Raw genomic sequence first — 15,930 nt, forward strand, 5'->3', positions numbered from 1 at the left:
CATTCCCTATAAAGTCGTTAGCGCTTGGTACCCGCTGGCGATCAAAAAAGCCGATTTTCCTCTTCCCCGATGGAAAATCGGCTTTTTTCTGTGTTTTTTCGACATTAACAGAGCATCTCAAAGAATTTAGTTGAAATTCAGTCTAAAGTCTAATTTATTTCATAAATCGAAGCATTGTCTTTCCGTAAGTTAACAATATTTGCTAAAATTAAAAAGATTAAAATATGCGTACAGTAAAGTAGGCTATAAGAAAAAATTAACCAGCAAGGAGAAAGATGACGATGCGCGTATTTTGGGAGTTGGGTTGGTTTTTTAAAGAACGGAAAAAACACTATATTTTAGGGGTTATGCTATTAATGGTCGTAGCATTTCTTGGTGTTTTACCACCGAGAATTATTGGATTTATTGTTGACCGTATTAGCCAAGGAACCTTAACACCAGATTACTTGCTCAAATGGCTAAGTATTTTAGCGGCATCAGCTTTAGCGATGTACGTTTTACGGTATACATGGAGGTTGCAAATATTTGGGTCTTCGATTTTATTGGCTAGAAATCTGCGTCAACAATTGTTTCGTCATTTTACGCAAATGTCTCCAGCCTTTTATCAAAAGCGTCGTGTTGGCGACTTGATGGCACATGCGACAAATGATTTGCAGGCGGTTCAGCAAACAGCGGGTGCAGGTGTTTTAACACTTGTCGATTCGATTGCGACAGGCGGTTTTGTTATTGCGGCTATGGCCATAACAATTGATTGGAAATTAACTTTAATTGTCTTGCTGCCAATGCCGTTGATGGCTTATATGACCAATTATTATGGCAAATTGATGCATGAGCGCTTTCATGGAGCGCAACAAGCATTCTCAGGACTCAATGATAAAACGCAAGAAAGTATCTCCGGGATGAAAGTCATTAAAACTTTTGGTCAAGAACAGCAAGATATTGATGATTTTAAAAACCTGTCCGAGCGTGTAGTAAATGAAAATATTCGCGTAGCGCGTGTAGATTCTTTATTTGATCCTACAATTTCCGCGATTATCGGGGTTTGTTATTTTCTAACGATTGGTTTTGGTTCTTATTTTGTGACCCAAGGCGATATGACAATTGGTGATTTGATCGCATTTACAGCCTATCTTGGTTTATTGGTATGGCCGATGTTAGCCTTTGGATGGCTTTTCAATATTGTAGAACGCGGTAGGGCATCTTATGATCGTATCCGGCAGTTACTTGCAGAGCCGATTGAAATTGATGATCGTGAAAATGCGATTGATGAAGATCCATCAGGAGATATCGTTTTTTCTTTAGAACAGTTTAAATTTACTGGAGATGACCGAGCAGCTCTTCGGAACATCTATTTTACAGTGAAACAAGGTGAAACGCTTGGAATTGTTGGCAAGACGGGTTCTGGAAAGTCAGCAATTTTAAGATTATTATTACGAGAGTTTGACGATTATAAAGGTTCTATCTTATTCGGAGAGTATTCGATTGATGCCTATAAAAAGCAACGTCTGAGACGAGCGATCGGTTATGTACCACAAGACCATTTCTTATTTTCAACGAGCATTGCAGGGAATATTGCATTTGCACGACCTGAAGCCACACTCAAAGAAGTCGAAAGTGCCGCTAGTTTGGCGCATATACACGAAGATATTCAAAACTTCACAGAAGGATATAGTACGGTAGTAGGGGAACGCGGTGTATCTCTTTCTGGTGGTCAAAAACAACGAATTTCAATTGCTCGTGCACTTATGACAGAACCTGAGTTGTTGATTTTAGATGATTCTTTATCAGCAGTGGATGCCAAAACAGAAGAATCCATTTTAAAATCATTGAAAGCAACGCGAGCGGACAAAACTACCATTATTACATCACACCGCTTAAGTGCGATTCAGCATGCACATCAAATTTTAGTGATGGAACAAGGGACGATTAAAGAAATTGGTTCGCACGAAGAGCTGATGACGAAAAAAGGGACTTATTATGAAATGTATGAGCTGCAGCAATTAGAAGCACTCGTCGAACAAGGAGGCGAGGCATAATGCTGATCAAAGAAACTGAAAAAAAGCAGGAACTGACCGGACGAGATCAATGGATTATTTTCAAACGTTTGTTGACATACTTATTACCGCATAAAAAAATGTTGTTGCTGGCAACGGGCTTGTTAATACTAACGGTATTAGGTGATGTGCTAGGCCCTTATTTGATAAAAGTATTTATCGATAATTACTTAACTGAAGGCAACTTTCCGACTGGTCCAATAGTTGGCTTAGCATTAGGTTATTTGTTTATCCAAACGTCCAATGTGATTATAAGTTATTTTCAGCTGTTAAAATTTCAGGAAGCCGCTTTGAAAATTATTCAACAACTACGGATTGATGTTTTCACAAAAGTTCACGGACTAGGCATGCGTTATTTTGATAAAACACCTGCTGGAGGCATCGTGTCACGCGTGACCAATGATACCGAAGCGATAAAAGAAATGTTTGTTACCGTGTTAATTGGTTTTATTCAAAGTGCTTTTCTAATTGTCGGTGTGTATATTGCGATGTTTTTACTAAATGTCCGATTAGCTCTTCTTACCCTAATCTTACTGCCGATACTAGCTTGGATCATTTATCTGTACCGAAAATACAGTTCGGTATTTTACCAAGATTTGCGAGAACGCTTAGGCCAATTAAATGCCAAGTTATCTGAATCTGTTCAAGGCATGGGAATGATTCAAGCATTTGGTCAAGAAAGTCGCCTGAAAGATGAGTTTAGCACCATAAATGATGGGCATTGGCAAGCAGCTAAACGCAATATAAAAGTAGATGCATTGCTGTTACGTCCAGCCGTTAACTTGGTTTATACAATGGCGATTATTCTTTTGCTTAGCTATTTTGGTGTATCGTCGTTTTCGAATACTATTGAAGTAGGTGTGATTTATGCGTTTGTCACGTATATTGATCGCTTTTTTGAACCAATCAATCAAGTGATGCAACGTTTATCGATTTTTCAACAAGCCATTGTGGCAGCATCACGTGTGTTCTTATTGCTCGATGAACAAGAAAAAATACCAGCTCAACTAGGAACAAGCGCGAACATTAATGAAGGGAAAATTGAATTTCGGAATGTGAGTTTTTCTTATGACGATCAAACTGATGTATTAAAAAATATTTCTTTCACGGCCATGCCTGGTCAAACGGTGGCATTGGTAGGTCACACGGGTAGTGGGAAAAGTTCTATTATCAATTTACTTATGCGTTTTTACGAATTCAAAAAAGGTGATATTTGGATTGATGGAGTATCTATAAAAGATTATGAAACCGCTGAATTGCGTAAAAAATTAGGGTTGGTTTTACAAGATCCTTTCTTGTTTTATGGCACAATCGCAAGCAATATTCGACTTTATGATCAAAGTATTACGGATTCTGCTGTTCGAAAAGCTGCAGAATTTGTTCAAGCTGATCGCTTTATCGAAGAATTGCCAAACAAGTATCAGCAAAAAGTGACTGAAAGAGGATCAACATTTTCAAGCGGCCAACGTCAATTAGTCGCGTTTGCGAGAACCATTTCGACCGATCCGAAAGTATTGGTGCTTGATGAAGCAACAGCTAACATTGATACGGAAACGGAAATGGCCATTCAAGAAAGCCTTGAACGCATGCGGCTTGGTCGAACAACAATTGCTATCGCACATAGACTTAGCACGATTCAAGATGCCGAACTGATACTAGTACTGCGACAAGGAGAAATTGTAGAGCGAGGAACTCATCAACAATTGCTGCAACAACGCGGTTTGTATCATAAAATGTATTTATTGCAAAATGGAATCGTGGAGTAGTCAAAAGCTTTTATACTGTAGTCAATTCGAATGATTCGAGGTGACTACAGTTTTTTGTTGCGAAAAATTGGACTAGTCGCTTTGGATTAAACAAAAGAGCAGCCCAAGTTGTTTTAAACTTACAATGTAGTAAACTACAAAAGGATTTATCCAAAAAGTCAAAAAATGTTTACAACCAAAAAATATAACAAGTTAATTAAATCCAATTGAAAAAAGTAATAAGTTGATCATTTGTCCACAAAGATTTCACAGGCGTAAGAGCAGTGTTAAGCTAGAATATTTGTTAAGATGAGAAGAAGACAGGAAGGAGAATTACCAGTGACATCTGATATTAATTTATTTTTAGCTTTTGGCGCAGGCTTTTTGAGTTTTATTTCTCCATGTACGTTGCCTTTATATCCTGCATTTTTATCTTATATCACAGGTATGACAATGGATGAGATTAAAAATGATAAAAAAGTTATGCAACGCAGAGGTATGTTTCATACGTTATTTTTCTTATTAGGATTTTCAACAATTTTCATCGCACTCGGATTTAGTACATCGTTCTTTTATGAATGGTTTATTCGTTATGATGAATTGATCCGTCAAGTAGGTGCGATTTTTATTGTGTTATTTGGGTTAATGATTATCGGTGTTTTTTCACCAAAATTACTCATGCAAGATCGCAAGTTCTCATTTAAAAATCGTCCATCTGGATTTCTTGGGACATTTGTAATTGGTCTAGCTTTTGCGGCTGGTTGGACACCATGTACAGGGCCGATAACAGCAGCTATTTATGCACTTGCTGCGACTAATCCTGGTTCTGGTGTTTGGTATATGGTGGCTTATGTGCTTGGTTTTGCAATTCCGTTTTTCGTATTGTCATTCTTTGTGACACGTATGGGCTGGTTGCGTAAACATAATCAAACAATCATGAAAGTTGGCGGTTATGTTATGATTGCAATTGGGATCTTATTATTTTTCGATGGCCTAACGTATTTGATCCGTGTCTTAAGTCCGTTCTTTGGTGATTTCCAAGGATTTTAAATTGATAATGAGTAGGTGAAAAAGATGGAAACTATTTCGAAAATAGAAGAATATCAATCAAAAATAGGTGAAGAGAAATCTTTTTTGCTTTTTGTAAAAACAGATAATTGTTCAGTCTGTGAAGGTTTACGCCCTCAAGTTGAGGATTTTGAAGGCGACTACAAGCTTCCTTTTTACTTGGTCAATGCGGCAAAGGTGCCAGAATTGGCAGGACAATTGATGCTGTTTACAGCACCTGTGGTGATTTTATATCGCCATGGTAAAGAAGTTCAGCGTTTTGCACGCTTTGTACCGATAGAAGAATTACGCCGCAGACTAGATAAGCTGGAGGAGAATTTGGATGCTTAATCAAATTCCTACAGAAGTCTATTTAATCATTACAACAGTTGGTGCATTTTTGATGGGATTGCTAGCGATGTTTGTTCGCTCGAAGGCTGCAAAGAAACCGGCATCGGTAAAAAAGATTATTTTGCCCCCATTATTTATGTCTACTGGTGCTTTCATGTTTATCTTTCCTTTTTTTCGTGTGGCACCTTTACAAATTTTAGAGGCATTAGCCGTGGGTATTCTTTTTTCAACGGTGCTGATTTGGACATCAAAATTCGAAGTTCGTGATAGTGATATTTACTTAAAACAATCGAAAGCTTTTGTCTTTATTTTATTTGGCTTGTTACTAGTACGCGTAGTCGGTAAAGTTGTTTTAAGTTCAAGTATTGATATTGGCGAATTAGGTGGCATGTTCTGGATTTTAGCATTTGGTATGCTTTGGCCGTGGCGAATCTCAATGCTTTGGCAATATAAAAAACTCGAAGCAAAAAATAAAAGCGCTGTTCCCATTTAAGGGAGCAGCGCTTTTTATTGTTCAAAATATTGTTCGTACGGACTCACATCAATTTTCATTTCTGCCAATTTTTTTCGTAAAAACTTATGATCACGTTTAGGCGTAGCTAAAATATAACCACGAATAATGTGTTCGAGCTTCATCTTTTTAACATTTTCTTCAAGCAAGACTTGCCCAATTCTACCAGCAATCTTTTGTTTTGCTACTGGTCGGAATAAATCGGGAACGGGTTGAACCAATTCGTTCAACATTGCTTTTTCTTCAACGCCCCATAAATGTATGGTTTTATCCACGTAATATTCTTCCCAGTTCAAATCCGAAAGGCCGTCCTCTTTAGGCATGGACTTCAGGAACTTTCTGAACATAAAATATCCTCCAATGGCAAAAAGCCCTACTAATACGACTACCCAAAATAGGATAAATACTAAAAACCAGCCATTCAGTTCCATATTGTTTCACCTCGTCTTTTCCATTACTTCCATTATAGAAGGGTTTGAAAAGAAATTCATTAAAAATGTATCTCTTTTTTCTAACTGTGTCTATATAGCGAATGAAAGGAGGTGAGAAACATGGCCTTTAGTGATTTTAAGAACGCTAGCATTCGCTGCACGTACGACAATGGATTGGATGCCAACGGTAAAGTAAAGAGAAAGTTTAAATCGTATCACAACGTCAAAGAAGCTGCAGCTGCAGACGGTATTTTTGAGACAGCAGCGGTTTTGACAAACTTCGGAACAAAAACTTTGATGGATGTTGAAAAACAATCCGCAATCACAATCTATCAATAATTAGTAGGAGGGGGAATAGAGAATGGCTAAAACTTTAGAATTAATCTTCACAACCACTGCCGGAAAAGATGTGACATTAACAGTTGATGAACCGCGTGCCGACGTCACAGACGCTGAATTGTTCGCAGGAATGCAAGCAATTATCACACATAATGTGTTCGAAGTAGAAGGTTCGTCACTCGGCACAGTAAAAGGTGCACGTATAGTCGAACGCAATATTGTGGAGTACGAAGTATAAGCAAGAAGCTCTCCTGTTTCGGGAGAGCTTTTTTCAATAGGAAGAGAAGATCAATGGAGCTGATCTACCGAGGCTACCAGCGCTTGTCGGTGTTAAACGGCAGCTTTAGCTTTTTTAATTGTCTAGCTTCAGCTGTCAGATTCTCGGGTCATAAGCCACTCTGGCTGTGCGGCAAAAAACGCCGCTTCGCCAGATTGTCTTATGCCTGTCGAATCTAAACGACAGCTTTAGCTTTTCTAGATTGGAGGTGAGGTTTATGGCTGAGTGGATGCAATGGGTACAGGAGCTCGGATTCCCTATATTTGTGTCATTTTACTTGATGCATCGTGTGGAAACGAAACTGGTCGCCATTCATGAAGCACTGCTTACATTGAAATTGTCCTGACTTCACAAAATCGTGACAATGGCAGTATTCCATGTATTGTACTGATTCTACACTTTCGCTATGATTAAGGAGATGAAAGAGTGGAGGCAATAGTATGCGATTTATTTCTTTATCAGCATTAATCAGCTTAGTGCTGTTGTTGTCTGCGTGTGGTAGTTCTGCAATCGATGATTTTTCATATACTGACCAACGTGGAGAACCGGTAGCTTTGGAAGATTTAAAAGGGACGCCGTGGCTAGCGACTTTTGTTTTCACCAATTGCAATACGGTATGCCCGCCAATGACTTTTAATTTAAGCGGAATTCAGGAAGAGTTAGAAGCTGATGGCTTGAGTGATTATAAAATCGTAGCATTTAGTGTGGATCCAATTGTTGACACGCCCGAAACCTTACAAAACTATTTAGCACAATTTTCAGTGCCAGATGACTCAAAATGGCATTTATTGACGGGATATACGCAGGACGAAATTGCTGAATTTGCTAAAGATAATTTTAAATCTTTTGTCCGCAATGATCCTGAAAGTGATCAAGTCATACACGGAACGAACTTTTATTTAGTAGACCAAGAAGGTGTGGTTGTAAATAATTATGACGGTTACGACAGTGTGCCGGTTGAGGATATTAAAAATGATTTACGTGGATTAATCGAAGAGTATTAAAAAACCGGTCATTGACCGGTTTTTTCTTTACTCAAAAGATCTCTGATTTCGACAAGGAGTTCTTGAGTTTTGTCCAGGACTTCTGGTTCTTCGGCTGCAGGTATGTCTTTTTTTCGTTTTAAATTAATGAAAATGCGGATAACCACAAAAATAGAAAATGAAATAATAAAAAAGTCGATAATAGCTTGTATAAATAATCCATAATGCAGTACCACGTCGTTAAATGTATAGCTCCAGTTTTCAACACTTATTCCGCCGACCAACATTCCAACTACCGGCATAATGATGTCTTCTACTAAAGAAGATACTACTTTCCCGAAAGCGGTACCAATAATTACTGCTATAGCTAAGTCAAGAATGTTACCTTTCAACGCAAACTTCTTAAAGTCTTCCCACATACACATCGCCTCCTAATAATCTAATGATTATGATAACAAAAAAAATCTGGAAATACACTTAGAAGTTGACTGTTAGAAAACCTTACCATGCCGCTTCGAAAAGGTAATGTTAAAGGTGTTGTGCTACACTAAAACAAATGAAAAAATAGGTGTGAAAAAATGAAAAAGAAAAAATTACCAATTAGGTGGAAACGTAAAATTGGATGCCTGATTCTTTTTGTGCCTGCAGCAATAGTTATAGCGACGATCACTATCTTGATATTTGCACTAGTCAATTCGGATTCGGTATTTAAAACGATCAAAGACGCACCCAATCACTTAATTGAATTTAAAATTCCAGAAGAAAATATTCCATTATACAAAGAAGCAGCTGATGCTTACAATATCCCATGGACATTACTAGCTGCACACCATCGAATTGAAACGAGATTTTCTACTATGGATCCTTTATTGTCGCCAGTTGGCGCAGAAGGACATCTTCAATTTATGCCTTGTACATTTGTGGGGTGGAGTCATCCAAGTTGCTCAGGACAAGGTCAAGGAGACATTAGCGAAGAAGACAAAGTAAATCTTGATGTGATTGCCTATTATGGTGGCTATGGCGTGGATGGTAATGGAGACGGCATTGCAGATCCGTATAATCTAGAAGATTCACTTTATAGCGCAGCGAATTATTTATCACAAAATGGAGCAGCAGAAGGCGATTTAGAAAATGCCATTTTTCAGTATAATCATAGTGAAGAATATGTAGCGGATGTCTTACATTATTATCATTTATACGAAGAAGAATATAATTGACGAAAAAAAGAGTGGACCAAAGTCCACTCTTTTTGCATGAATTTTTATGTTCTTTTTCTCATAGATCCCATGATCAAGCTAAGAACGAATACAAAGATCAAAGCACCGATTAATGCTGGGATAATTGCTACGTCCCAAATTACTGGACCTAAGTTTCCTAGGATTAATCCGCCTAACCAAGCACCTACGATACCTGCAATAATGTTACCAATAATTCCACCTGGTACGTCTTTACCAAGAATCATTCCTGCGATCCAACCGATGATACCACCCATAATTAGATATAAAATAAAACCCATTTTTTCCAGCTCCTTTTAGGTAATGTATAATTGCTACACTCTAGATATAACCTTATTCAGGATATTTGAAACATAAAATAAAAAATTTTTATAAAACTTGTGCTCCTAAGGTTGCGGTGAAATGACGCAGAGACCATTCATGTCCAACTTGATCAAAGCTAGCGACACCATCTTTATGGACAATGATACTAAATCCTTTATTATAAGCATCTACTGCTGTGTGCAGCACACAAATATCTGTGCAAACCCCAACGATATGAATTTCTTCAATACTCCGCTCACGAAGCACTAATTCTAAATTGGTTCCAGCAAATGCACTGTATCGTGTTTTGTCCATCCAAATGATGTCGCTACGATGGGCTTCATAAATATCAGCAAGTCGTCCGTATAACGCGCGGCCAGCCGTGCCTCTTATATTGTGAGGAGGGAATAACTTCGTTTCAGGATGATAGGGATTATCTTTTTCGTGTAAATCAACTGGCATAATAACTAGTTCGTCGTCATTTAAAAATTCTTCAGTCAACTGACAAATTTTTTCTTCGATAACTTGTCCAGGTTTGCCGCAAGTTAAAGCGCCATCGTCTGCTACAAAATCCACCGTATAATCCACAACTAATAATGCTTTTTTCATTGCGTTCACTCCTATATCTTTTTCTTGATTATAAACTTAAATAAAATAAGATGAAAATAAACAATGCTTGCTAATAGTTTTTATTTTCAGTATAATCAGACTAATTAAGAGAGAAGGGGTGGTCCTGATGCAATATGAAAATGTGGAAAAACTTAATAGACAAGGTATGATTTTTGTTGTATTTCACACATTGCTCATTTTTAATTTTGCTTTGGATTTCGGTTTTTTCTTATGACCGGAAACATAAAACAGCCTATCCCAAACACATTGGGATAGGCTGTTTTCATGTTTTTGTATATTATCTTTTCAAACGAACTAACGAATCTTTTAATATTCTAGATGCAGAATCTAGTGAAACACCTAGTGTTTCTTGGATTTCTTCCAGGTTTTTATGTTCAACTGAATACAAATAATGGACGTATGCAAAACGGATATCGCCTGAACGCATTGGCATGCCAACGAATGAAGAAAGAGCCTCCGTATAATCCGATAATGATCCCATTTGAAACATCGTGTATTCGTTTTTAACTTTAGATGACAATAAGTAAGGTGTGCCGCGGAATACTGCACGCTCAATTGCATCAAGCATAACTGGAATTTCTTTGTCAGTGAACTCCATCCGGCATTGATAGCCATCTTTTTTATCGACTGATAAAACGAGCTTACCATCGCGATCATCAAAATTATCTACATCAATGGCTACCATATCACGAAGGCGAAGTCCGCGAAGGTATAGGATATAAAGAATTTTTGCATTCAAAGATAAACGATCAGCTTCAAGCACAGCATCTTTCTTTTTTAACAAATCTTCGTAATTTAAGTGGATATCAGCCGGTGTTAAATCCAGCTTTTTACTGAATTTGAATTTCGGCATAAAATCGTTCGGAATGCGACCAATTTGCCACATATAGTCAAACCATCTTCTAATATAAATTAGTTTCCGGTTTAATGTACTGTCTTTAATGCCCGCCATGTGCTGATCCATTAAAAATTGTTGGATGTCGGAAGGACGTATATCATGCGGTTCAACAGGTCTTTTGTACGTATGTCTAAGAAAAGCGAAGAGCGAGCGGATCAATTGGACTTCATGAACTACGGTGTTCGGGCTAATGCCGTTGTCCAGTCTAAATTTCTCGTAACCATAAGGCATTATGCGTCACCTCTTCTTAATGGATTTCCTTAAATTATACCATTAAATCAGGTAAATAGAACGTATTTTCCCTTGTCAATAGGCAGTGAGGAGAGTTTTTTTACATTTTGTATTCAATAGAATAACCTACTAGTAGAATGTATTTAATTTTCAAAGATTAGGGTATGTTAAAAGAGTAGACAATTACACGAAACGAAGGTGGAAAAAAGATGTTTAACGAAAACAATGCAAAAATTAGAAACCAAGTTCTTCAAGCAGTTGAAGGAAAGACGGATGAACAATTAAACTTGAAACCTTCAGAATCTGAATGGTCACCAATTCAAATTCTAGATCATCTTCAATTAATGGAAAAAATCATTGCAAAAGGGGTTTCTCAAGAACTACAAAAAGAAGAAAGTAAAAAAGCAATCAAAAAGCCAATTGCCTTAACGGTTAGTCGCTCATTTAAAGTAGAAGCGCCAAGTCACGTCACCCCGACAAATGACTTTATCACTCTCAAAGAAATGAAAAAGCGTTTAAATGCCTCGCATAACTTACTATATGAAGTTTACGCACATGCAAGTCGTGAACAGTTAGAGAAAAAATCAATGAACCATCCGGTGTTTGGAAAAGTTCCCCTCGTTCAATGGTTTCCGTTTGTCGGCTTGCATGAAAAGCGTCATTTTAAGCAATTACAAGAGACCTTAAGAAAAAATGATGAAGGGAACAGATAGTCATTCGGAAAACTTATCACATTCTATAATTTTAATGTAATTTACTTATGCTGTAGCATTCGGTATGATAGAGGAGGAGAGAAGCGCTGATTAAGCGTTTTTCAGAAGATTTAAAGGAGGAACTAAAAAATGGCAAAGAGCAGTTTGCACAACAGCCGCACTTCTTTTGAGCTAAATGACAAAACGTATAACTATTATCGTTTAGCTGCATTAGAAGAAGCAGGTATCGCTAAAGTATCACGCCTACCTTATTCGATTAAAGTTCTATTGGAATCCGTATTGCGTCAGCACGACGGATATGTCATCAATGACGAGCACGTTGAAGAATTAGCAAAATGGGGCAAAGATGCTAACAAAGAAGCAGAAGTTCCATTCAAGCCTTCACGCGTTATCCTACAAGATTTTACAGGAGTACCAGTAGTAGTTGATTTGGCTGCACTTCGTTCAGCAATGGCTGAAATGGGTGGAGATCCAAACAAAATCAACCCTGAAATTCCAGTTGATCTTGTAATTGACCACTCGGTACAAGTTGATAACTATGGTACACAAGATTCACTTCGCATCAACATGGAACTTGAATTTGAGCGCAACGCTGAGCGTTACCAGTTCCTTAGCTGGGCTCAAAAAGCATACGATAACTACCGTGCTGTTCCACCTGCAACAGGTATCGTTCACCAAGTAAACCTTGAGTACTTGGCAAACGTTGTTCATGCTGTTGAAAACACAGACGGCACATTTGAAACCTTCCCTGATACATTGTTCGGTACAGATTCCCATACAACAATGATCAACGGAATCGGTGTTCTTGGATGGGGCGTTGGCGGTATCGAAGCTGAAGCAGGAATGCTTGGACAACCTTCATACTTCCCAATTCCAGAAGTTATCGGCGTTAAAATGACGGGTGAACTTCCAAACGGAGCAACGGCTACTGATTTGGCATTAAAAGTTACTCAAACATTACGTAAAAAAGGCGTAGTTGGTAAATTTGTTGAGTTCTTCGGCCCTGGCGTTACATCATTGCCACTTGCTGACCGCGCAACAATTGCGAACATGGCTCCAGAATACGGTGCAACTTGCGGTTTCTTCCCAGTTGACGAAGAAGCACTTGATTACATGCGTTTAACTGCACGTGATGAAGAGCAAATCGCTGTAACGAAAAAATATTTACAAGCAAACGACATGTTCTTCACTGTAGATAACGAAGATCCAATCTACACGGACTTAGTGGAAATTGATCTTTCGGATATCGAACCAAACCTTGCAGGACCTAAACGTCCACAAGATTTGATTCCTTTATCTCAAATGAAAACTGAGTTCAACAAAGCTGTTACAGGCGAAGAAGGACCTCATGGTTTTGCGCTTGATGAAGCTGAAATTGAAAAAACGGCAACAGTTAACTTTAAAGACGGTAGATCTGTTGAGATGAAGACCGGCGCATTAGCAATTGCAGCTATCACATCTTGTACAAATACTTCTAACCCATACGTAATGCTTGGTGCTGGATTAGTAGCGAAAAAAGCAGTAGAAAAAGGATTAACTCCACCTGCTTACGTGAAAACTTCATTAGCTCCAGGATCTAAAGTTGTTACAGGTTACTTGAACGATTCTGGTTTATTGGATTACATGAACCAAATCGGCTTTAACTTAGTAGGATACGGCTGTACGACTTGTATCGGTAACTCAGGTCCATTGCTTCCAGAAATCGAAGAAGCAATTCTTGATAACGATTTACTAGTTTCTTCTGTATTGTCTGGTAACCGTAACTTTGAAGGACGTATTCACCCACTTGTTAAAGCAAACTACTTGGCATCTCCAATGTTAGTTGTTGCTTATGCTCTTGCTGGTACTGTGGATATCGACTTTGCAGTTGATCCAATCGGTAAGGACAAAGAAGGTAAAGACGTCTTCTTCAAAGACATCTGGCCAACAACTGAAGAAATCAAGAAAACAGTTAAAGAAACGGTTACTCCAGAATTGTTCCGTAAAGAATACGAGCACGTATTTAACGAGAACGAAGCATGGAATGCAATTGAAACGAACGACGATTCTTTATATGAGTTCGATTCTACATCAACTTATATCCAAAACCCGCCGTTCTTTGAAGGTCTTTCAAAAGAGCCAGCTCCAATCGAAGCATTATCTGACCTTCGCGTAGTTGCGAAATTCGCAGATTCTATCACGACTGACCACATTTCACCAGCTGGTGCAATTGGTAAAGATACGCCAGCAGGTCTATACCTTCGTGAAAATGGCGTTGAGCCTCGTAACTTTAACTCTTACGGATCTCGTCGTGGTAATCATGAAGTCATGATGCGCGGAACATTCGCTAACATTCGTATCCGTAACCAAGTAGCTCCAGGAACAACTGGTGGTTACACAACTTTCTGGCCAACGGGCGAAACAATGGCAATTTACGATGCAGCTATGAAGTATCAGGAACAAGGCACAGGACTTGTTGTCTTGACTGGTAAAGATTACGGCATGGGCTCTTCTCGTGACTGGGCAGCTAAAGGAACATTCCTTTTAGGCATTAAAACAGTTATCGCAGAAAGCTATGAGCGTATTCACCGTTCAAACCTAGTGATGATGGGTGTTCTACCGTTGCAATTTGTTAACGGTGAAAGCGCAGATTCTCTTGGATTGACTGGACGCGAAACAATCAGCGTTAACTTGACTGATGACGTGAAACCACGCGATCTTCTTACTGTTACAGCTACTGCTGAAGACGGTAAAGTAACTGAGTTCCAAGTATTAGCCCGTTTTGATTCTGAAGTAGAAGTAGATTACTTCCGTCACGGCGGTATCTTACAAATGGTGCTACGTAACAAATTACTAGAAGTATAAGAATGATACGAAAAGGCTGTTGGGGAATCCCAGCAGCCTTTTTATCATTCCACGTTCCATGGAACGTCTATCATACAATCAAAAAGCATTTTCTTGTATACTAGTTATGAGGTGAATAGGATATGTACATAAGTGAGAAAGAAATTGAAATCCGTTACGCAGAAACGGATCAGATGGGCGTTGTTTATCACGCCAATTACATCATATGGTTAGAAATAGGACGTACTAAATTGATTGAAGATATAGGATTTACGTATGCAGGTATGGAGAAAGACGGCTATATATCACCTGTCATGGATATTTCCATTCAATATAAAGCAGCTTTACGTTACGGCCAAAAAGCGTTTGTTCGCACGTGGGTAGAAGAGCATGGGCGTTTGCGGACAAAATACGGCTATGAAATTGTCCACGAAGATGGAACAATCGCTGCTACTGCTTTATCTGAACATGTTGTTGTAAAAAAAGAAACTTTTCGTCCAGTATCCATCCAAAAAGTCTTCCCAGAATGGCATAAAAAATACGAAGAAATTAAAAAGCAGGTTCCTGATGGCGTTCGGAATTAAGCGAGAAGAACTCGAACGTTGGAAGCAGGGGGTCGATAGCGGTGAAATTTCATTTTTAACGCATTATTGGGTAGACGATCGCTTCCCAGGCTGTAATACGGTCACAAAAGTGGGATGCTGCGACTTAAATAAGCTGGAATCTTGGGGGAAACAGTATGGATTGCAACGTGAATGGATGGATTTACGAGGCAATTATCCGCATTTCGATTTATTTGGCGAGCGTCAACGGGCAATTTTGCAAAGCGAAGGTCATTCGGAACAACTGAATAAACTGGAAAAGTAACAATGTATAAGCTATTCATGTTACAGAGTATAGATACAAAAAGTGTTGGAATGAGTCTCATTCCAACACTTTTTGTATTTTATGCTTTAAAAATTGAAGATATTTCTTTTTCTTCTAAAAAAGATGATAGCGCACTCGATTTAATCGAGTGCGCTATCGTCTGAAACATGAGCTATTCATGCTTTTTATTTTGTGTATGAATAATCAAGTTCGTGTAAGTCATCGTTAACACTAACGTCAAGATTATGACCGTCAAAATACCAAGCATCGGTTTGTTCGATAAAATAAGTCACTTTATCTTGTTCTACTTCTGCCGCTATTTCATACGGTTGATCTTTCGTAACACCTAGTGAAAAACCTGGTTGCAACTTGCTTGAGCCACCATAACGAACGAAAAAGCGTACAGCTTCTCCAGGTGTTACTTCCATTTCCTTTTTAAACCAATCGAGAGCGTCGTTGCTAATGTTAATTTGCATATCGCACGTCCTTTCA

At 38.5% G+C, this 15,930-nt stretch carries 20 protein-coding genes; 14 read left to right on the forward strand and 6 right to left on the reverse strand.

What is annotated here, in order from left to right:
• The first annotated feature begins 281 nt into the window (after positions 1-281).
• The 5 genes from BBI08_RS07925 to BBI08_RS07945 all read left to right on the forward strand — a co-directional run bounded on the left by BBI08_RS07925 (position 282) and on the right by BBI08_RS07945 (position 5,690).
• Positions 282-2,036 (forward strand): ABC transporter ATP-binding protein, encoded by a 1,755-nt coding sequence (locus tag BBI08_RS07925; protein WP_065527944.1) that lies wholly within the window; start codon positions 282-284, stop codon positions 2,034-2,036.
• Complete coding sequence (locus BBI08_RS07930; RefSeq protein WP_065527945.1) at positions 2,036-3,820, forward strand: ABC transporter ATP-binding protein; 1,785 nt, start codon at positions 2,036-2,038, stop codon at positions 3,818-3,820. Before BBI08_RS07925 ends, BBI08_RS07930 begins: the two co-directional genes overlap by 1 nt.
• A gap of 318 nt (positions 3,821-4,138) precedes the next feature.
• Positions 4,139-4,849 (forward strand): cytochrome c biogenesis CcdA family protein, encoded by a 711-nt coding sequence (locus tag BBI08_RS07935; RefSeq protein WP_008499082.1) that lies wholly within the window; start codon positions 4,139-4,141, stop codon positions 4,847-4,849.
• 24 nt (positions 4,850-4,873) lie between these two features.
• Entirely contained in the window at positions 4,874-5,197 is a 324-nt protein-coding gene (locus BBI08_RS07940; RefSeq protein WP_008499083.1) for a thioredoxin family protein, read from the forward strand.
• Complete coding sequence (locus BBI08_RS07945; RefSeq protein ID WP_008499085.1) at positions 5,190-5,690, forward strand: CcdC family protein; 501 nt, start codon at positions 5,190-5,192, stop codon at positions 5,688-5,690. Before BBI08_RS07940 ends, BBI08_RS07945 begins: the two co-directional genes overlap by 8 nt.
• A gap of 14 nt (positions 5,691-5,704) precedes the next feature.
• On the opposite strand, the gene BBI08_RS07950 is transcribed toward BBI08_RS07945, so the two are convergent.
• Complete coding sequence (locus BBI08_RS07950; RefSeq protein ID WP_008499086.1) at positions 5,705-6,139, reverse strand: DUF2621 family protein; 435 nt, start codon at positions 6,137-6,139, stop codon at positions 5,705-5,707.
• Positions 6,140-6,259: 120 nt separating this feature from the next.
• Here BBI08_RS07950 and BBI08_RS07955 point away from each other — a divergent pair, with 120 nt between their 5' ends.
• The 4 genes from BBI08_RS07955 (at position 6,260) to BBI08_RS07965 (ending at position 7,759) form a co-directional block, all read left to right on the forward strand.
• Entirely contained in the window at positions 6,260-6,478 is a 219-nt protein-coding gene (locus tag BBI08_RS07955) for a DUF1659 domain-containing protein (RefSeq protein WP_008430030.1), read from the forward strand.
• A 22-nt stretch (positions 6,479-6,500) separates the two neighbouring features.
• Positions 6,501-6,716: a DUF2922 domain-containing protein gene (locus BBI08_RS07960; protein WP_008499087.1), complete on the forward strand. Its 216-nt coding sequence runs from the start codon at positions 6,501-6,503 to the stop codon at positions 6,714-6,716.
• 256 nt (positions 6,717-6,972) lie between these two features.
• Positions 6,973-7,101: a YvrJ family protein gene (locus BBI08_RS16885; protein WP_008430032.1), complete on the forward strand. Its 129-nt coding sequence runs from the start codon at positions 6,973-6,975 to the stop codon at positions 7,099-7,101.
• Positions 7,102-7,195: 94 nt separating this feature from the next.
• Positions 7,196-7,759 (forward strand): SCO family protein, encoded by a 564-nt coding sequence (locus BBI08_RS07965; protein ID WP_008499088.1) that lies wholly within the window; start codon positions 7,196-7,198, stop codon positions 7,757-7,759.
• 8 nt (positions 7,760-7,767) lie between these two features.
• On the opposite strand, the gene mscL is transcribed toward BBI08_RS07965, so the two are convergent.
• The gene (gene mscL / locus BBI08_RS07970) at positions 7,768-8,157 is read right to left on the reverse strand and encodes a large conductance mechanosensitive channel protein MscL (RefSeq protein ID WP_065527946.1); all 390 of its coding nucleotides are present in this window, start codon (positions 8,155-8,157) and stop codon (positions 7,768-7,770) included.
• A gap of 159 nt (positions 8,158-8,316) precedes the next feature.
• Here mscL and BBI08_RS07975 point away from each other — a divergent pair, with 159 nt between their 5' ends.
• Complete coding sequence (locus BBI08_RS07975) at positions 8,317-8,955, forward strand: lytic transglycosylase domain-containing protein (protein WP_065527947.1); 639 nt, start codon at positions 8,317-8,319, stop codon at positions 8,953-8,955.
• 44 nt (positions 8,956-8,999) lie between these two features.
• Here the strand turns inward: BBI08_RS07975 and BBI08_RS07980 are convergent, their stop codons facing one another.
• The 3 genes from BBI08_RS07980 to BBI08_RS07990 all read right to left on the reverse strand — a co-directional run bounded on the left by BBI08_RS07980 (position 9,000) and on the right by BBI08_RS07990 (position 11,035).
• Positions 9,000-9,254, reverse strand: a complete 255-nt coding sequence (locus BBI08_RS07980; RefSeq protein WP_008499091.1) for a GlsB/YeaQ/YmgE family stress response membrane protein — start codon at positions 9,252-9,254, stop codon at positions 9,000-9,002.
• An 88-nt stretch (positions 9,255-9,342) separates the two neighbouring features.
• On the reverse strand, positions 9,343-9,885 hold the full coding sequence (locus BBI08_RS07985; RefSeq protein ID WP_008499093.1) for a cysteine hydrolase family protein: 543 nt from the start codon (positions 9,883-9,885) through the stop codon (positions 9,343-9,345).
• A 298-nt stretch (positions 9,886-10,183) separates the two neighbouring features.
• Positions 10,184-11,035 (reverse strand): site-specific integrase, encoded by an 852-nt coding sequence (locus BBI08_RS07990; protein ID WP_008499094.1) that lies wholly within the window; start codon positions 11,033-11,035, stop codon positions 10,184-10,186.
• A gap of 209 nt (positions 11,036-11,244) precedes the next feature.
• On the opposite strand from BBI08_RS07990, the gene BBI08_RS07995 reads away from it, so the two are divergent.
• From BBI08_RS07995 to BBI08_RS08010, 4 genes are all read left to right on the forward strand, one after another.
• Complete coding sequence (locus tag BBI08_RS07995) at positions 11,245-11,748, forward strand: DinB family protein (RefSeq protein ID WP_065527948.1); 504 nt, start codon at positions 11,245-11,247, stop codon at positions 11,746-11,748.
• 129 nt (positions 11,749-11,877) lie between these two features.
• Positions 11,878-14,592, forward strand: coding sequence for an aconitate hydratase AcnA (gene acnA, locus BBI08_RS08000; RefSeq protein WP_008499097.1), 2,715 nt, complete (start codon positions 11,878-11,880; stop codon positions 14,590-14,592).
• A 122-nt stretch (positions 14,593-14,714) separates the two neighbouring features.
• On the forward strand, positions 14,715-15,155 hold the full coding sequence (locus BBI08_RS08005; RefSeq protein ID WP_008499098.1) for an acyl-CoA thioesterase: 441 nt from the start codon (positions 14,715-14,717) through the stop codon (positions 15,153-15,155).
• Complete coding sequence (locus tag BBI08_RS08010) at positions 15,139-15,438, forward strand: hypothetical protein (RefSeq protein ID WP_008499099.1); 300 nt, start codon at positions 15,139-15,141, stop codon at positions 15,436-15,438. Before BBI08_RS08005 ends, BBI08_RS08010 begins: the two co-directional genes overlap by 17 nt.
• 185 nt (positions 15,439-15,623) lie before the next feature.
• Here BBI08_RS08010 and BBI08_RS08015 read toward each other — a convergent pair whose 3' ends face one another.
• Positions 15,624-15,914, reverse strand: a complete 291-nt coding sequence (locus BBI08_RS08015) for a HesB/YadR/YfhF family protein (RefSeq protein ID WP_008499101.1) — start codon at positions 15,912-15,914, stop codon at positions 15,624-15,626.
• Between the last annotated feature and the right edge of the window lie 16 nt (positions 15,915-15,930).

It is taken from the genome of Planococcus halocryophilus, from assembly GCF_001687585.2.
GTDB classification, from domain to species: domain Bacteria; phylum Bacillota; class Bacilli; order Bacillales_A; family Planococcaceae; genus Planococcus; species Planococcus halocryophilus.